At 69.4% G+C, this 15,021-nt stretch carries 11 protein-coding genes; 2 read left to right on the top strand and 9 right to left on the bottom strand.

The annotated features are described in order from the left end of the window. Positions 1-100: 100 nt before the first annotated feature. Together ilvE and CcI156_RS10515 are read right to left on the bottom strand one after the other, a co-directional pair. Complete coding sequence (gene ilvE / locus CcI156_RS10510; RefSeq protein ID WP_076805451.1) at positions 101-1,027, bottom strand: branched-chain-amino-acid transaminase; 927 nt, start codon at positions 1,025-1,027, stop codon at positions 101-103. A gap of 242 nt (positions 1,028-1,269) precedes the next feature. Further along, complete coding sequence (locus CcI156_RS10515) at positions 1,270-2,298, bottom strand: 3-isopropylmalate dehydrogenase (protein ID WP_076805480.1); 1,029 nt, start codon at positions 2,296-2,298, stop codon at positions 1,270-1,272. 621 nt (positions 2,299-2,919) lie between these two features. Between CcI156_RS10515 and CcI156_RS10520 the strand changes: the two genes are divergently transcribed. Together CcI156_RS10520 and CcI156_RS10525 are read left to right on the top strand one after the other, a co-directional pair. Next, positions 2,920-4,281 (top strand): EAL domain-containing protein, encoded by a 1,362-nt coding sequence (locus CcI156_RS10520; protein ID WP_076805452.1) that lies wholly within the window; start codon positions 2,920-2,922, stop codon positions 4,279-4,281. Further along, on the top strand, positions 4,278-4,574 hold the full coding sequence (locus tag CcI156_RS10525) for a DUF1059 domain-containing protein (protein WP_011438010.1): 297 nt from the start codon (positions 4,278-4,280) through the stop codon (positions 4,572-4,574). The genes CcI156_RS10520 and CcI156_RS10525 overlap by 4 nt, the downstream gene beginning before the upstream one ends. Here the strand turns inward: CcI156_RS10525 and leuA are convergent. The 7 genes from leuA to CcI156_RS10560 form a co-directional block, all read right to left on the bottom strand. Next, positions 4,571-6,304: a 2-isopropylmalate synthase gene (gene leuA, locus CcI156_RS10530; RefSeq protein ID WP_076805481.1), complete on the bottom strand. Its 1,734-nt coding sequence runs from the start codon at positions 6,302-6,304 to the stop codon at positions 4,571-4,573. The two genes, CcI156_RS10525 and leuA, sit on opposite strands and share 4 nt — an antisense overlap. Positions 6,305-6,553: 249 nt before the next feature. Continuing rightward, entirely contained in the window at positions 6,554-7,171 is a 618-nt protein-coding gene (locus tag CcI156_RS10535; protein WP_232235001.1) for a septum formation family protein, read from the bottom strand. A 517-nt stretch (positions 7,172-7,688) separates the two neighbouring features. Continuing rightward, positions 7,689-9,278: a phosphoglycerate dehydrogenase gene (serA, locus tag CcI156_RS10540; protein WP_076805453.1), complete on the bottom strand. Its 1,590-nt coding sequence runs from the start codon at positions 9,276-9,278 to the stop codon at positions 7,689-7,691. A 300-nt stretch (positions 9,279-9,578) separates the two neighbouring features. Beyond that, on the bottom strand, positions 9,579-10,568 hold the full coding sequence (ilvC, locus tag CcI156_RS10545; protein WP_076805454.1) for a ketol-acid reductoisomerase: 990 nt from the start codon (positions 10,566-10,568) through the stop codon (positions 9,579-9,581). A 53-nt stretch (positions 10,569-10,621) separates the two neighbouring features. Further along, positions 10,622-11,146 (bottom strand): acetolactate synthase small subunit, encoded by a 525-nt coding sequence (gene ilvN, locus CcI156_RS10550; RefSeq protein WP_011438015.1) that lies wholly within the window; start codon positions 11,144-11,146, stop codon positions 10,622-10,624. Then, positions 11,146-12,972, bottom strand: coding sequence for an acetolactate synthase large subunit (locus CcI156_RS10555; protein ID WP_139341473.1), 1,827 nt, complete (start codon positions 12,970-12,972; stop codon positions 11,146-11,148). The genes ilvN and CcI156_RS10555 overlap by 1 nt, the downstream gene beginning before the upstream one ends. A gap of 341 nt (positions 12,973-13,313) precedes the next feature. Beyond that, entirely contained in the window at positions 13,314-15,005 is a 1,692-nt protein-coding gene (locus CcI156_RS10560) for a penicillin-binding transpeptidase domain-containing protein (RefSeq protein ID WP_076805456.1), read from the bottom strand. Positions 15,006-15,021: the final 16 nt, after the last annotated feature.

Raw genomic sequence — 15,021 nt, forward strand, 5'->3', positions numbered from 1 at the left:
GCATGGGCATTATGTGAGCCCGGCCACGCGGGGCCGGGCTCACGGCCCTGGCCGGGACGCGGGGCAACGTGGAACGCCCGCGACGACGCCGGCCACGGCGTTATTGCTGGACGAACTCGTTCCACTCCTGGTATCGGTCCAGTTCCCCTCGGGTCGCGCGGTGGAAGATCTCCAGCAGCTCCCGGGTGACGGGGCCCGGCTTCCCGCTCCCGACCTGCCGGTCGTCCACCTCGACGATCGGCACGATCTCGGCCGCCGTGCCGGTGAAGAACGCCTCGTCAGCCAGATAGAGGTCGGTGCGCACGATGTGCTGCTCGATCACCTCGTACCCCTGGTCGGCGGCGATCCTCATGATCGAGGCGCGGGTGATGCCACCGAGCGGACCGTCCGTGAGGAGCGGAGTGATGACCTTGCGTCCGGAGACGATGAAGACGTTTTCCCCGGTGCCGTCGGCGATGTGGCCGTTGGGGCTGGTCAGAATTGCCTCGTCGTAACCGGCCTTGACCGCCGCGACCTTCGCCAGGGACGAGTTGAGGTACTGCCCGGACGCCTTGGCCGCCGGCGGCGTGATGTTCGGGTCGTTCCGCTTCCAGGAGGAGATCATCGCGCGGACGCCGTTCTCCTCCGCCTCCTCGCCAAGGTAGGCACCCCACGGCCACACCGCGATCATGACCTCGACAGGAGAGGGCAACGGATTGAGCCCCATCTCACCGTAACCGAGGTGGATCAGCGGCCGGATGTAGCAGGAGGCGATGTCGTTCACCGCGATGGTCTCCTTCGTCRCCGCGACGACCTGCTCCGGCGTGAAGGACGGCTCCATCACATAAATCTTGGCACTGCGGTAGAGACGGGCGATGTGGTCCGTCAGCCGGAACACGGCGGGCCCCTGGGCCGTCTCGTAGCAGYGGATGCCTTCGAACACACCCCACCCGTAGTGCAGGGTCGGGTTGAGCACGTGGATGCGGGCGTCGTCCCAGTCGACGAACTCTCCACTCATCCAGATCTTCGAGGTTGGGGTGATAGGCACGGCGACTCCAGGCCAAAGTGCGACGAAGCGAACAGGAGATGACGAATCCGCCGATCTTCGCCGTGGTGGGGCCCTGTCGGCTGCCGTCTTACCGGATCTACGGCTCCCGTAGAGAATAACCACGACGCACCTGGACCGGAAGGGCCCCGCGGCGATCAACCATCCGGCCTCCACCGGCGGCGTGGCGGGGTGACGAGAAGACCGGCGTGGCGGGGTGACGAGAAGACCGGCGTGACGAGAACTCAGCCCGCAGCCCGCGCGGCAAGGTCCTCGCCACGTTCCCGGGTCGACGGCTGGGCCGCTCCCGCGGCGGCACGATCCGCCAGGGAGGAGGCGACGGCGGCCTCGACCTTCGCCGCCTCCTCGGCGTGGCCGAGATGATCGAGTAGCATCGCCACCGAGGCGACGGTGGCCGTCGGGTCGGCGAGTTGCCTGCCGGCGATATCCGGGGCGCTGCCGTGCACGGGCTCGAACATGCTCGGGTGGACACCGGAGGGATCGAGGTTGCCACTGGCGGCCAGGCCGATCCCGCCGGTGATGGCCGCGCCGATGTCGGTGAGGATGTCACCGAACATGTTGTCCGTCACGACGACGTCGAACCGACCCGGATCGGTCACGAAGAACATCGAGGCCGCGTCCACGTGCTGGTAGTCGACGCGCACGTCGGGGAACTCGGGCGCCACCTCGGCCACGGTGCGCGACCACAGGTCGCCGGCCTTGGTCAGCACGTTGTTCTTGTGCACGAGAGTCAGGTGGCGACGCTCGCGTCGATCGGCCCGCCGGAACGCGTCGCGCACGACGCGCTCGACGCCGTACCGGGTGTTGAGGCTCTCCTCGGTCGCCACCTCATGGGGCGTCCCCTTCCGGAGCACACCCCCCGCGCCCGCGTACGGCCCCTCCGTGCCCTCCCGCACCACGATCATGTCGATGGCCGGATCTCCGGCCAGCGGCGAGCGGACTCCCGGATAGAGCCGCACCGGCCGGAGATTGACGTGATSGTCGAACTCGAACCGCAGCCGCAGCAGCAGGCCACGCTCGAGGACACCGCTGGGCACGCCGGGATCACCGACCGCCCCGAGCAGGATCGCGTCGTGACCGCGCAGTTCCTCCAGCACCGAGTCGGGCAGCGTCTCCCCGGTCTCGTGCCAGCGCCGGGCACCCAGGTCGTATTCGGTCGTGTCGACCTTGGGATGTACCGCGCGCAGCACCCGCAACCCCTCCGCCACCACCTCGGGGCCGATCCCGTCACCGCCAATCACCGCAAGCCTCATAGGCCGACTGTAGCGGCCGACCGCGGCCCCGCAGCGGTCCCACCCGGCCTGGCCCACCCGACCGGCGCCGATCCGGCACGGGGCCGCACGGGGCCGCACGGGGCCGCTCACGACGGGCCGCCGCCCCGACGGCCGTCATCGTGCTCCCGAACGGCCGCGAACCACCCCCGAATGGCTGCTAACAGTAGCCATTCCATTACCTCAGTCCAACCTCAGCGCCGGAACGGCGCCTCACACCTCCGCATTCGATCACCTTGAGTAATCGTAGTGCACCACCTCGCCAAATAAAGTTCACCCTCGTTGTCGCTGGATTGATTTCCATCGGCCGACTCGGACTACTCGCACGCCTCGCGTCGGCACCCGAAAATCCTGGCGAGCAATGACCGTTTTGGCAACGGATCAACGATGAACGACGCCTCCGGCGCCCAGAAATCGCCGATCTTGCGTCGGGGACACGGGAAGGACGATGAACGGCAATCTGACCGCTACCCGCCGGTCACACAAAAGAGCGCAGAATTCACAACTCCGGACGGTACTCGCACCCGGCATCGCGGCCGGATGGTAAGAAACTCACTTACAGGACAGGTGCGACGTGCTTCGATGCGAGGGGGTGCACGGCGCATGATTACTCGGCAGCGGACTCCCGCGGGACCTCCGTCCAGCGACCGCCCCGATGTCGGCGACGCGGCTGTTTCGTCCGGTGGCGTGGCCGAGGGCAGGACGCTGCCCGCGGCCGATGGGGCGGGTCCCCTCGGCCGGTTGAAGAACGGCGACGGCGGTGGGACGCGTGGCGACGACCGGCCCGACCTGCGCCGAATTCTCGCCGACCCCGACGAACCCATGCTGTTCTTCCAGCCGATCGTGGATCTGCAACGGGGGGTCATCGCGGGGTATGAGGCGCTCGCACGCTTCCACAGCCACCCGGCCCACCCGCCCGACCTCGTCTTCGCCGAGGCGGACCGGCTCGGGCTCGCGGCCCAGTTGGAGGCCCGTGTCCTCGCCGCCGCGCTGGAGGCGCGTGACCGGCTTCCCGACCGCTGCTTCCTCGCGGTCAACGTCCTGCCCCATCTGCTCACCGCACCAGAAGTCACGGCAATCTGGCAGCGCGCGGACCTGCGGCGCCTGGTCCTAGAACTCAACGAGGCAGTCGACCTCGACGCCACCACCGGCCTGACGACCACCGCGGGCGCACTGCGCAACCTCGGTGCGTTCGTGGCGATGGACGACGTCGGCTCGGGCTATGCCGGGTTGCGGCAGCTGGCGCGGATCCGCCCCGACTTCGTCAAGCTGGACCGCTCGCTCGTAGTCAACGTGGACGACGACCAGGTCAAGATCGCCCTCACCGAGCTGGTCGGCACCTTCGCCAGCCGGMTCAACGCCTGGGTCATCGCGGAGGGGGTCGAGCGGTTCGACGAGCTCGGAATGCTGGTCGCGCTGGGGGTTCCGCTCGGCCAGGGATTCCTGCTCGGGCGTCCCTCCCGGGCCTGGCAGCAGCTCGACCCAACCGTGGCTAGGCGTATCCGCCAGTTCTCGGAACGCAGCAACCACGCCGCGAGCATCGAGAGCCTGATGGAACAGGTCACGATCAGCATAGGTGACTCCGGTCGGTGCGCCATGTCCGCGGACTGTCCGTCCTGTCCCATGAGCGCCGCCCGGAACCGGGACGGTCTCGCGGCCGGCGATGATCCGGCCGGACCGGACGGTGACCGGACGCCTCGAGCGACCGTCATCGTCTCCAACCGATGCCGACCGGTCGCCCTGCATCTGTCCGGCGGCCCGGGCGGCGGCACGGAACCGCGCCGTGTTCCCACGACGCTCTTCGCGCGGCCCGAGGAGCCGGTGACCGAGGTCGCGCGTCGCGCCATGACGCGGGCCCGGGCCAGCCGATTCGATCCCGTGATAATCGTCACCGAGATGGGGCGCCCACTCGGCCTGGTACGGATGGAGCGTCTGATGCTACRGCTCGCGGAAATGTCCACATGAGGCGAAACCGCTATTGGACCGCGCAGGCGCTCATGTCGCCGAGCCCAGCGGCCAGGAGCCATTCCGCGTCGGCAGAGATCATCGTCCGGCACCCGAGCATGAAGCAATTCTACTGTGGTGCGATCATGCACGACTGCGAGACGCGCATGATCGCCCCCACCGAAGACGATCTTCTCCGTTCCGTCGACACCCACGCGAGAGTTGATCATGGTATGACGGATATCCCGGAGTCGATGCTGGACGAGGTCCGCCAGAATATCCACGACGTGGAACCGGCGGACCACCACGACTAACCAGCGCCACYACCACGACCAGCCCGCGCGGGCACCGAACGGTCCCGGGCAGCCCGGTTCACGGCACTCACCACGGCCCGCAGGGACGCCGTCACGATGTTGGCGTCGATCCCGACTCCCCAGAAGATCCGGTCGTCGACGGCCACCTCGAGGTACGCGGCCGCTCGCGCATCCGCTCCCGAGCCCAGGGCGTGCTCGTTGTAGTCCAGAATCCGCACGGTCAGATCGCGGCTGGCGAGCGCCGTGACGAATGCGTCAATGGGGCCGTTGCCGGTTCCCGTGATCACCGTGTCGGCCCCCTGGAAACGGACCGAGACGGAGACCTCGTCCCGATCGCCCGACGCCGCCGTCGTCCGGGAGCCCAGCAGTTCGAGCGGGCCGGACCCCTCCGCGCCGTCCAGGAAGTACTCGCTGCGGAAAATCGTCCAGAGTTCCTCGGCCGTCACCTCGCCGCCCGCGGAGTCGGTGTGGCGCTGTACGACACCGGAGAACTCRATCTGCAGCCGGCGCGGCAGGTCCAGGGAGTGCTCGGACTTCAGCAGGTATGCCACCCCTCCCTTGCCGGACTGACTGTTCACCCGGATCACCGCCTCGTAGGAGCGGCCGACGTCCTTCGGGTCGATCGGCAGGTAGGGCACCTCCCAGCGGGTCTGGCCGGTGCGCTCCATGGCCTCGAAACCCTTCTTGATGGCGTCCTGATGGGAGCCGGAGAAGGCGGTGTAGACGAGGTCGCCGCCGTAGGGATGACGGGGATGGACGGGCAGTTGGTTGCAGTACTCCACCGCGCGTCGGATCCCGTCGATGTCCGAGAAATCGATCATCGGGTCGATCCCCTGCGAGAACAGGTTCATCCCCAGCGTGACCAGGCAGACGTTTCCGGTCCGTTCCCCATTGCCGAACAGGCAGCCCTCGACCCGGTCGGCGCCGGCCAGCACACCCAGTTCCGCCGCGGCGACCGCGCAGCCCCGGTCGTTGTGHGGGTGCAGGGACAGCACGACGGCATCCCGGCGGGTCAGGTTCCGCCCGACCCATTCGATCTGGTCGGCGTAGACGTTCGGGGTCGACATCTCGACCGTCGCCGGCAGGTTCAGCACGACCGGACGCTGCGGGGTCGGCGCCCACACGTCCATGACTGCCTCGCACACCTCCACCGCGTAGTCGAGTTCGGTGCCGGTGAACGACTCCGGGCTGTACTGCCAGCGCACATCGGTGCCGTCCAGTAGTTTCTCGGCGTACTGGGCACACCACCGAGCGCCCTGCACCGCGATCTCAGTCACCCCCGCCCGATCAAGACCGAACACCACCCGCCGCTGCAACGTGGATGTCGAGTTGTACAGGTGGATCAGCGCCCGGTCCGCGCCGACCAGCGACGCGGCCGTGCGCTCGATCAGGTCCTCCCGCGCCTGCGTCAGGACCTGGATGACGACGTCGTCCGGGATGCGATCTGATTCGATCAGCTGCCGGATGAAGTCGAAGTCGGTCTGGCTGGCCGCCGGGAACCCGACCTCGATCTCCTTGTACCCCATCGCCACCAGCAGCTCGAACATCTGCATCTTGCGGGCGGGGGTCATCGGGTCGATCAGTGCCTGGTTACCGTCGCGCAGATCGACACTGCACCATTGCGGGGCGCGAGTGATCGTCCGCTCGGGCCAGGCCCGGTCGGGAAGTGAGACGGGGACGAACGGACGGTACTTCTCGACCGGCATGCCGGACGGCTGCTGCGTGGTCATTCCTGCTCCTGCTTCCTCGAAGGAGTCCCCCGCGACCGTGATCACACGGTTCGCGACGTGGGTGACTGGATGCCGGAGGATCCGCGGAGAATCAGCAGAGGAGCGTCAGGTCGCACCTGGACGCTGGACCGCCGGATGGCGAGGATCCCGACGCTGACACACGAAAACACCGCGACGGGGAAGCCAGCTCAGGTATCAGGCCCCGCCGCGGCGGCTAAGGAGAAGCAGCGCACGCATCGCGCACCAACATTACCGGATGTTCGGCCGACCGCGAGGAAACTCCGGTGCCGCGACGGCGCCGGGGACACGGAACTGACCGCTGCGGGGCCGCAGGTCGTCGGTGCGCACGGTGCACACGGCCGCGTGCGCACCGAGCTGCCAGCTGGGTTCGGACGGGTAGATCGTGCCAACGGTGCGGTGCGGAGTGCTGTCGACGGTTCCGGGGAACTCGCGCAGTGCTCCGGCACAGCGCTCGTCCGTCACCTCGGCGACCACCGACGCGCCAGGCCAGCGATGGAAGAGCACCGCCAGGTCGACCATCCGGGTGACCTCGTCGATATGGGGCTCCCGGCAGCTCACCCGGACGGGCACCACCGGATCGACCGAGGCGGGCGAGCCCGCCGGATACGGGGTCCAGTTCAGGCAGTCACCCGGCCGCAGGGCCGCGAGCAGGTCCGGCCTGATCCCAAAGCCGGCGGGGGGACCGGTCAGCGTGCCGGTGGCAGCCGGTACGGCGGTCTGCTTGGTGGCCGCGGAGGACCCCGACGACGTGGTCGGCACCAGCCGTGCGGCGGTCGGGCTGGTCCGGTTCGCCGTCTGCCGCAGGGCGACGACGGTGATGGTGATCATCCCGACGATGATGGCCATGAACGTGACCATTCGCGCGATCTGGCGGGGGCGGCCCGGTGGTCTGGGCGGCGCCACCAGCCGATGGAAAAAGCCGGGCAGACCCCGGGAAGCTGGGACGACCTGACAGCGACTGGAAGCCGGCCGGCCGTGCTGCCGGCTGCGCTCGGCCGCGGACGGTTCGAGAAACCGGGCTCCGCGGACGAATCGCTCATCCAGGCGAAGCCCCTCGAACGGGTCCTGATGCCGCGACGCCATGCTAGCCACGGTAAACCCGGCACCACGACTACGGCGCGCGTTCCACGGAAAGATCACCTGGATCACGTCCCCACGCCACCGCTACCCGTACCCAATCGATCGCCTACCGTTGAGATCGCCCGCAGCTACCCCTGGTAAACCCCATCCAGCCCAGGTAATCCACGGCAACCCGAGGAACACCCCGGACCACCGAAGGCCCCCACGACTCCCCCCGCAAAATCGCCGAAGGTGCCTTTGCGGAGACCCCACACGGTGGCGAAGCCACCGTGTGGGGAAGGGGTCAGTCGCTGCTGATGCTTACGGCCCTGGCGTAGGAAGCGCCGATGATCTTCGCGATCTCGGCCAGGATGTCGGGGGCGACCGCGTCGTCGAGCGACAGCGACATCAACGCCTCGCCGCCGGCCTGCAGGCGGCTGACCTGCGCACTGGCGATGTTGATGTGCGCCTCGCCGAGCAGGGCACCGACCGCGCCGACGATCCCCGGCCGGTCCTCGTAGCGGAAGAACGCCAGATGCGCCTCGGGCCGGATGTCGACCTCGAACCCGTCGATCGCGGTGATCTTCTCGACCTGCCGCGAGCCGACAAGCGTGCCGCTCACCGACACGGGCGTGCCGTCGGCGAGGACTCCTCGCACAGTCACGAGGTTGTGATAGTCGGGGCTGTCCTCGGYGGTCTCCAAGGCCACGTCGACCCCGCGCTCCTTGGCCAGCAGCGGCGCGTTGACGTAGGTGACCTGCTCCTCGGTCACGTCGGTGAACACACCCTTGAGCACCGCGAGCTGCAACACCGAGACGTCGTGCACGGCGATCTCGCCACGCACCTCGACAGTGATCGCGGCGGCCAGGCTGCCCGCGAGGCCGGAGAAGAGCTGCCCGAGTTTCTCCGCGAGCGGAAGACCCGGCCGGAGGTCCTCGGYCACGACGCCACCGGCCTGCACGTTGACCGCGTCGGGCACGAACTCGCCCTGCAGCGCCAGCCGCACCGAGCGGGCGACGGCGAGCCCGGCCTTGTCCTGCGCCTCCTGGGTGGACGCGCCAAGGTGGGGGGTGACGACGACGTTGTCGAGCCCGAACAGCGGGGAGGCCGTCGTGGGCTCCTTGGCGAAGACGTCGATGCCCGCACCGCCGACCTGACCGGAGCGGACCGCCTCGGCGAGCGCCGCCTCGTCAACGAGGCCGCCGCGCGCCGCGTTGACGATGATGACACCGGGCCTGGTCCGGGCCAGCTCGTCGGTGCCGATCAGACCGAGCGTCTCCGGCGTCTTGGGCAGATGGATCGTGATCACGTCACTCTGCCGAAGCAGCTCGTCGAGGTCGACGAGGGTCACGCCGTGCTGCGCGGCACGGGCCACCGACACGTACGGGTCGTAGGCGATGACCTTCATCCCGAAGCCGGCGAGCCGCTGCGCCACGAGCACGCCGATCCGCCCGAGGCCGACGACGCCGGCCGTCTTCTCCACGAGTTCGACACCGACGTACTTCGAGCGCTTCCACTCGCCGCCGCGCAGTGCCTCGCTGGCCGCGGGAACCCGCCGGGYGACGGCGAGCAGCAGCGCGATCGCATGCTCGGCCGCACTGACGATGTTCGACTGCGGCGCGTTGACCACCATGACACCGCGCTGGGTGGCGGCGGCGACGTCGACGTTGTCCAGCCCGATGCCGGCCCGGGCGACGACCTTGAGCTTTCCCGCGGTGGCGAGCACCTCGGCGTCGATCTTGGTGGCCGACCGGACGATCACGGCATCGACGTCGGCGATGGCGGGCAGCAACGCGGACCGGTCGGCACCGTCAACGTGACGAACCTCGAAGTCCCCGGACAGCACCTCCAGCCCGGCCGGTGAGAGCTCCTCGGCAACGAGTACGACAGGCACTGGACCTCTCCTAGCGACCTCGGGTCAGACCGGGAGGCGACGCGGAACGAGGCGTGATCACGTGGCCTTCGGCCTGGCGATGATGAACGTGGATACTGCGGACACCGCACGAGGCGGCGGGCCCAGCCTACCGACGCCCGCCGTGGACTCCGAGCCCTTTCCGCCGACCGACGGCGACGGCGTGCCCGGCACCCGGACGGGGACGGCCCGCACCCGGGGACGGCGGCAGCGCACCACGGCCGCCCCCGAGAGGGCACGATCCGCCCGACGACCCGCGGGACCTACCTGGCGATCCAGAAATCAGGCGATCCAAGACATCATCGGCCGGAGCTTCGCGCCGACCTGCTCGATCGGGTGCTGCTTGCCCTCCGCCACGAGCTTGGTGAAATTCGGCCGACCGTTGTCGTCTTCGGCCACCCACTCGCGAGCGAACGCGCCGTCACGGATCTCGTCGAGGATCTTGCGCATCTCGGCCTTCACGGCGGGGGTGATGACGCGCGGGCCACGCGTGACATCGCCGTACTCCGCGGTGTCCGAGATCGAGTACCGCATCTGGGAGATGCCGCCCTCGTACATCAGGTCGACGATGAGCTTGAGCTCGTGCAGGCACTCGAAGTAGGCGACCTCCGGGGTGTAGCCCGCCTCGACGAGGGTCTCGAAGCCGGCCTGCACGAGCGCGCTGGCGCCGCCGCAGAGCACGGCCTGCTCGCCGAACAGGTCGGTCTCGGTCTCCTCGGTGAAGGTGGTCCTCAGCGCACCGGCCCGGGTGCCACCGATGCCCTTGGCGTAGGCCAGCGCGACGGCCAGCGCGTTGCYGCTCGCGTCGGCCTCCACCGCGACGAGGACGGGAACGCCCTTGCCCTCCTCGAACACCMGCCGCACCAGGTGACCCGGCCCCTTCGGAGCGACCATGAACACGTCGACGCCGGCCGGCGGCTCGATGAGCCCGTAGCGGATGTTGAAACCGTGCCCGAACGCCAGCGCCTTGCCCGCGGTGAGGTGCGGGGCGATGGACTCCGCGTAGATCGTGCGATGGGTGGTGTCCGGAGTGAGCAGCATGATGATGTCGGCCTCGGCGGACGCCTCCGCCGGAGTGAGGACCCGCAGGCCCTCTTCCTCGGCCCTGGCCCGGCTGCGGCTGTCCGCCGGCAGGCCGACCCGCACGTCGACGCCACTGTCGCGCAGGTTCAGCGCGTGCGCGTGGCCCTGGCTGCCGTAGCCGATGACGGCGACCTTACGGTCGGCCAGGACGTCCAGCKAGGCGTCGTCGTCGTAGTAGATCTCGACCATCGTGGGGAATCTCCTCGTTGAGTGGATGGGAAAAAGACGCGCGACGGTCCCGGTCAGGCCGGACGGTCGACTGCTCGCAGGCTGCGATCGGTGATCGAACGCGATCCGCGGCCGAGTGCCACCAGGCCGGACTGGACCAGTTCCCGGATTCCGAACGGCTCCAGCATGCGGATGAGGGCGTCCAGCTTGTCGCGGGTTCCCGTCGCCTCGATGGTGACGGCGTCCTGGGCGACGTCGACCACCTTGGCACGGAACAGGGCGACCGTCTCGAGGACCTGGGATCGCACCGACAGGTCGGCGCGCACCTTCACGAGCATCAGCTCACGTTGCACCGAGGCGGAGGTGTCCATCTCGACGATCTTCAAAACATTGATCAGCTTGTTGAGCTGCTTGGTCACCTGTTCCAGCGGCAGGTCCTCCACGACGACGACGATCGTCATCCGGGAGATGTCAAGCTGCTCGGTCGGCCCGACCGCGAGTGACTCGATGTTGAACCCGCGCCGGGAGAACAGGCCCGAGACCCGGGCCAGCACCCCGGGCTTGTTCTCCACCAGCACGGACAGGGTATGGCGGGTCATCAGATGTTCACCTCGGCGTCGCCGGAGTAGTCGAAGTCCGGCGCGGTGTCGCGCGCGATGCGGATGTCGTCGTTGCTGGCGCCGGCGGCGACCATCGGCCACACCATGGCGTCGGGATGCACGACGAAGTCCACCACGACCGGGGCGTCGTCGATCGCCATCGCCTTCTCGATCGTCGCGTCGACATCCGCCGCCGTCTCGCAGCGCAGCCCGACGCAGCCCAACGCCTCGGCCAGCCGGACGAAGTCGGGCACCCGCACCCTCCTGGACGCCCCTGAGCCCCGCCCAGACGCCCCTGCGCCGCCGGTCCGCGGGGAGTCCGGGTGCGTCCCGAGCTCCGTGTTGGAGTACCGCTTGTCGTAGAAGAGGGTCTGCCACTGGCGGACCATGCCGAGCGACCCGTTGTTGATGACGGCAACCTTGATCGGGATTCCCTCCAGCGCGCAGGTCGCAAGCTCCTGGTTGGTCATCTGGAAGCAGCCGTCACCGTCGACGGCCCACACCGTGGCGTCGGGGCGGCCGACCCTGGCGCCCATCGCGGCCGGCACGGCGTAGCCCATCGTGCCGGCGCCGCCGGAGTTCAGCCAGGTGTAGGGGTTCTCGTAGGAGATGAACTGCGCGGCCCACATCTGGTGCTGCCCGACGCCGGCGGCGAAGATGGTCTCCGGTCCCGCGATCTTCCCGAGCCGCTCGATGACGTACTGCGGGGCCAGCGAGCCGTCAGCCGGCTGGTCGTAGCCCAGCGGGTAGGTCCGGCGCCAGCCRTCCAGCGTCCGCCACCAGGCGGCGAGGTCCGGCCGCTCCTCCAGGACGAGCGCGGCGACGAGCTCGTTGATCACATCACGGCAGTCACCGACGATCGGTACGTCCGCGGTCCGGTTCTTGCCGATCTCGGCCGGGTCGATGTCGGCGTGAATGACCGCGGCACCGGGCGCGAAGGAGGACAGCCTGCCGGTCACCCGGTCATCGAAGCGGGCCCCGAGAGTGATCAGCAGATCCGCCTTCTGCAACGCGGTCACCGCGGCGACCGACCCGTGCATGCCGGGCATGCCCAGGTGCTGGGGATGGGAGTCGGGGAAGGCGCCGCGGGCCATGAGGGTGGTGACCACCGGGATGCCGGTGAGCTCCGCCAGTGTCCGCAGCTCCGCGGCAGCGCGGGCCCTGAGCACTCCCCCACCGATATAGAGCACCGGACGCCGGGCAGCACTGATCATCTTCGCCGCCTCCCGCACCTGCTTGCCGTGCGGGCGGGTGACCGGACGATAACCGGGCAGGTCGAGAGCCGGCGGCCAGACATCGTGCGGCAGCACGGAGGTGGCCGACTGCAGGATGTCCTTGGGCAGGTCGACGAGCACCGGTCCGGGCCGGCCCGTCGCCGCCAGGTGGAACGCCTCCGCGATGATCCGCGGGATGTCGTCGGCGGACTGGACCAGGAAGTTGTGCTTGGTGATCGGCAGGGTGATGCCGCAGATGTCCGCCTCCTGGAAGGCGTCGGTCCCGATCGAGGGACTGGGGACCTGCCCGGTGACGGCCACGATCGGCACCGAGTCCATGTAGGCGTYGGCGATCGGAGTCACCAGGTTGGTCGCCCCCGGCCCCGACGTCGCCATGCACACCCCGACCCGCCCGGTGGCCTGCGCGTACCCCTCGGCCGCATGACCCGCGCCCTGCTCGTGCCGGACAAGGACATGTCGCACCCGGGTGGAGTCGAACAGTGGATCATATGCGGGCAGGATCGCGCCGCCGGGGATGCCGAAGACCACATCGGCTCCGACCGCTTCAAGGGAGTGGACGAGCGACTGGGCTCCGGTGATCTCTCGTGTCATCTGGTCGTCTTCCTTGACAGGCCGGGGATGTACGTGGCACGTGGCAATCTCGGCTGGCACTGCGGGACCGGCGGGACCGGGCCCGCCGGGCACGGCTCTGCCAGCTGAGCACGACCACGCAGGCTTGGCACGAGGCAGTGCTCACTGCACGAAAAAGCCCCTCGTGCCGAGGCACTGAGGGGCGGCGCACAGGTCGACGTCGTCGACTATGCACGCTCTGAGCGTACGAGAATCCCGAGATGCACGGTTCTACCCTGCCGGAGTTCCAGCCCCACGTCAAGCATCGCCGGGCACCGGGTCCAGCCAGGCACCGGGTCCAGCCAGGACCGGGTCCAGCCAGGTCATTGCCCGCCGGAGCCGGGCGCACCGATCTGGCCACCGTCCAACGCGGTGAGGAACCTGGCCGCGACCGGCGCGGCCGTCTCCGCGCCGAAGCCGCCGTCCTCGACGACCACCGCGAAGGCCACGTCGCCCCGGTAGCCGACGAACCACGCATGGGTCGGCGGCGGGTTGCCGTCCTTGTACTCGGCGGTGCCGGTCTTCCCGAAGACCTCGCCGGGCATCGGGACCTTCGCGGCGGTGCCCTCGGTGACGACCGCCCGCATGAAGTCCCGCAGCGGGGGCAGCACCACGGGCGGGATGGGGTTGCTGCGCGCCGACTGGCCGACGACGAACGGCTGGTGCCAGGTACCGCTCGCGACCGCCGCGGCGACGCTCRCCATCTGCAGCGGGGAGACCTCGATGCGGGCCTGGCCGATCGACGCCGACGCCGACTCGACCGCGTCACGCGGGGTCGGGAAGGTCCCCCCGACGCTGGCGATATCCAGCGGTGGTCGGCCGTCGAAGCCGTAAAGCTGGGCGGCCTTCTCCAGCGCGCCGTCCGGGAGTGACTCCTCCAGCCGGATGAACGCGGTGTTGCAGCTCCTGGCGAACGCGGTCCGCAGCGGGATGGGGCCGAACTGCTCGGACTCGGCGTTCTGGAAGGTCCGACCGCCGACGCTGACCGTCTGGGTGCAGTCCAGGGGMATGTCCGGCGCCTTGCCGTTCATCAGCGCGGCGGTGGCCGTCACGATCTTGAAGGTGGAACCCGGTGGGTACTTGCCCCGGACAGCCCGGCTCGACCCGCTGGGCGGATGGTTGGCCAGGGCCAGGATGGCGCCGGTACGAGTGTCGATCGCGACCATCGCCCCGGTCGGGCGGGCCGCGGTGGCCAGGGCCGCCTCGGCGGCCTGCTGGACCCGCAGGTCGATCGTGGTACGGATCGCCTCGCCGTCGGTCATCGGATAGGTGTGCAGCGTCTGCACGGTCGCGTTCTTCGCATCCCGCACGACGACCGCGCCGCCCTGCGCCCGCAGCCGGTCGTCGTACACCCGCTGCAACCCGGACAGCGGCGCCGTCCGACCGACGAGGTTGCCCGCCAGGTCGGAGGAGTCCCGTAGGGGCTGGCCCGCCACGTCGAGCAGGTCCCCCCGCTTACCGGTGGAGGCGGTCCGGTCCAGGTGCAGCCCTGGGCGCAGGGCCGGATGCACCGAGACCGGATCAGCCTTCACCCGCCACCCGCCGCCGGTCGAGACGAGATGCAGCGCCCCGGTGTACTCCAGCGGCGTCGGCAGACCAGAGAGCGTGAGCCTGGCCAGGTACGGCACGGTCGCCGTCTCGCCGCTGCGGCTGATCGCGCCCGGGGTAAACGTAGCCGCTGTGACGAGCAGGCGGTCACGCACCTCGGCCATCGTGCCCACCAGGCGCGCGACGTCGATGCTCCCGGGCGTGGAGACGGCGGCGACAGCCGCGGAGCCGGGGGTCGCCGTCCCACCGGAAGTCGTCAGCGTCCGCCAGCCGGCCAGGTAGGAGTCGGCCGCAGCCTGGACCTTCCGGTCGGCGGCGCGGTCGGCGGCGCGGTTGTTCAGGACGTAGCCGACACCGCCGGCGACGGCCAGCAGGACGACGACGACCGCGACGATGATCGCCGTCCGGCGGCCCCGACCCCGACGGCGGGAGGTTGACGCGGTGAAGCCGGAAGGTGTAAGGGGCACGGCGGCACGCTCTCCC

This window comes from Frankia sp. CcI156, from assembly GCF_001983015.1.
Classification (GTDB): domain Bacteria; phylum Actinomycetota; class Actinomycetes; order Frankiales; family Frankiaceae; genus Frankia; species Frankia casuarinae.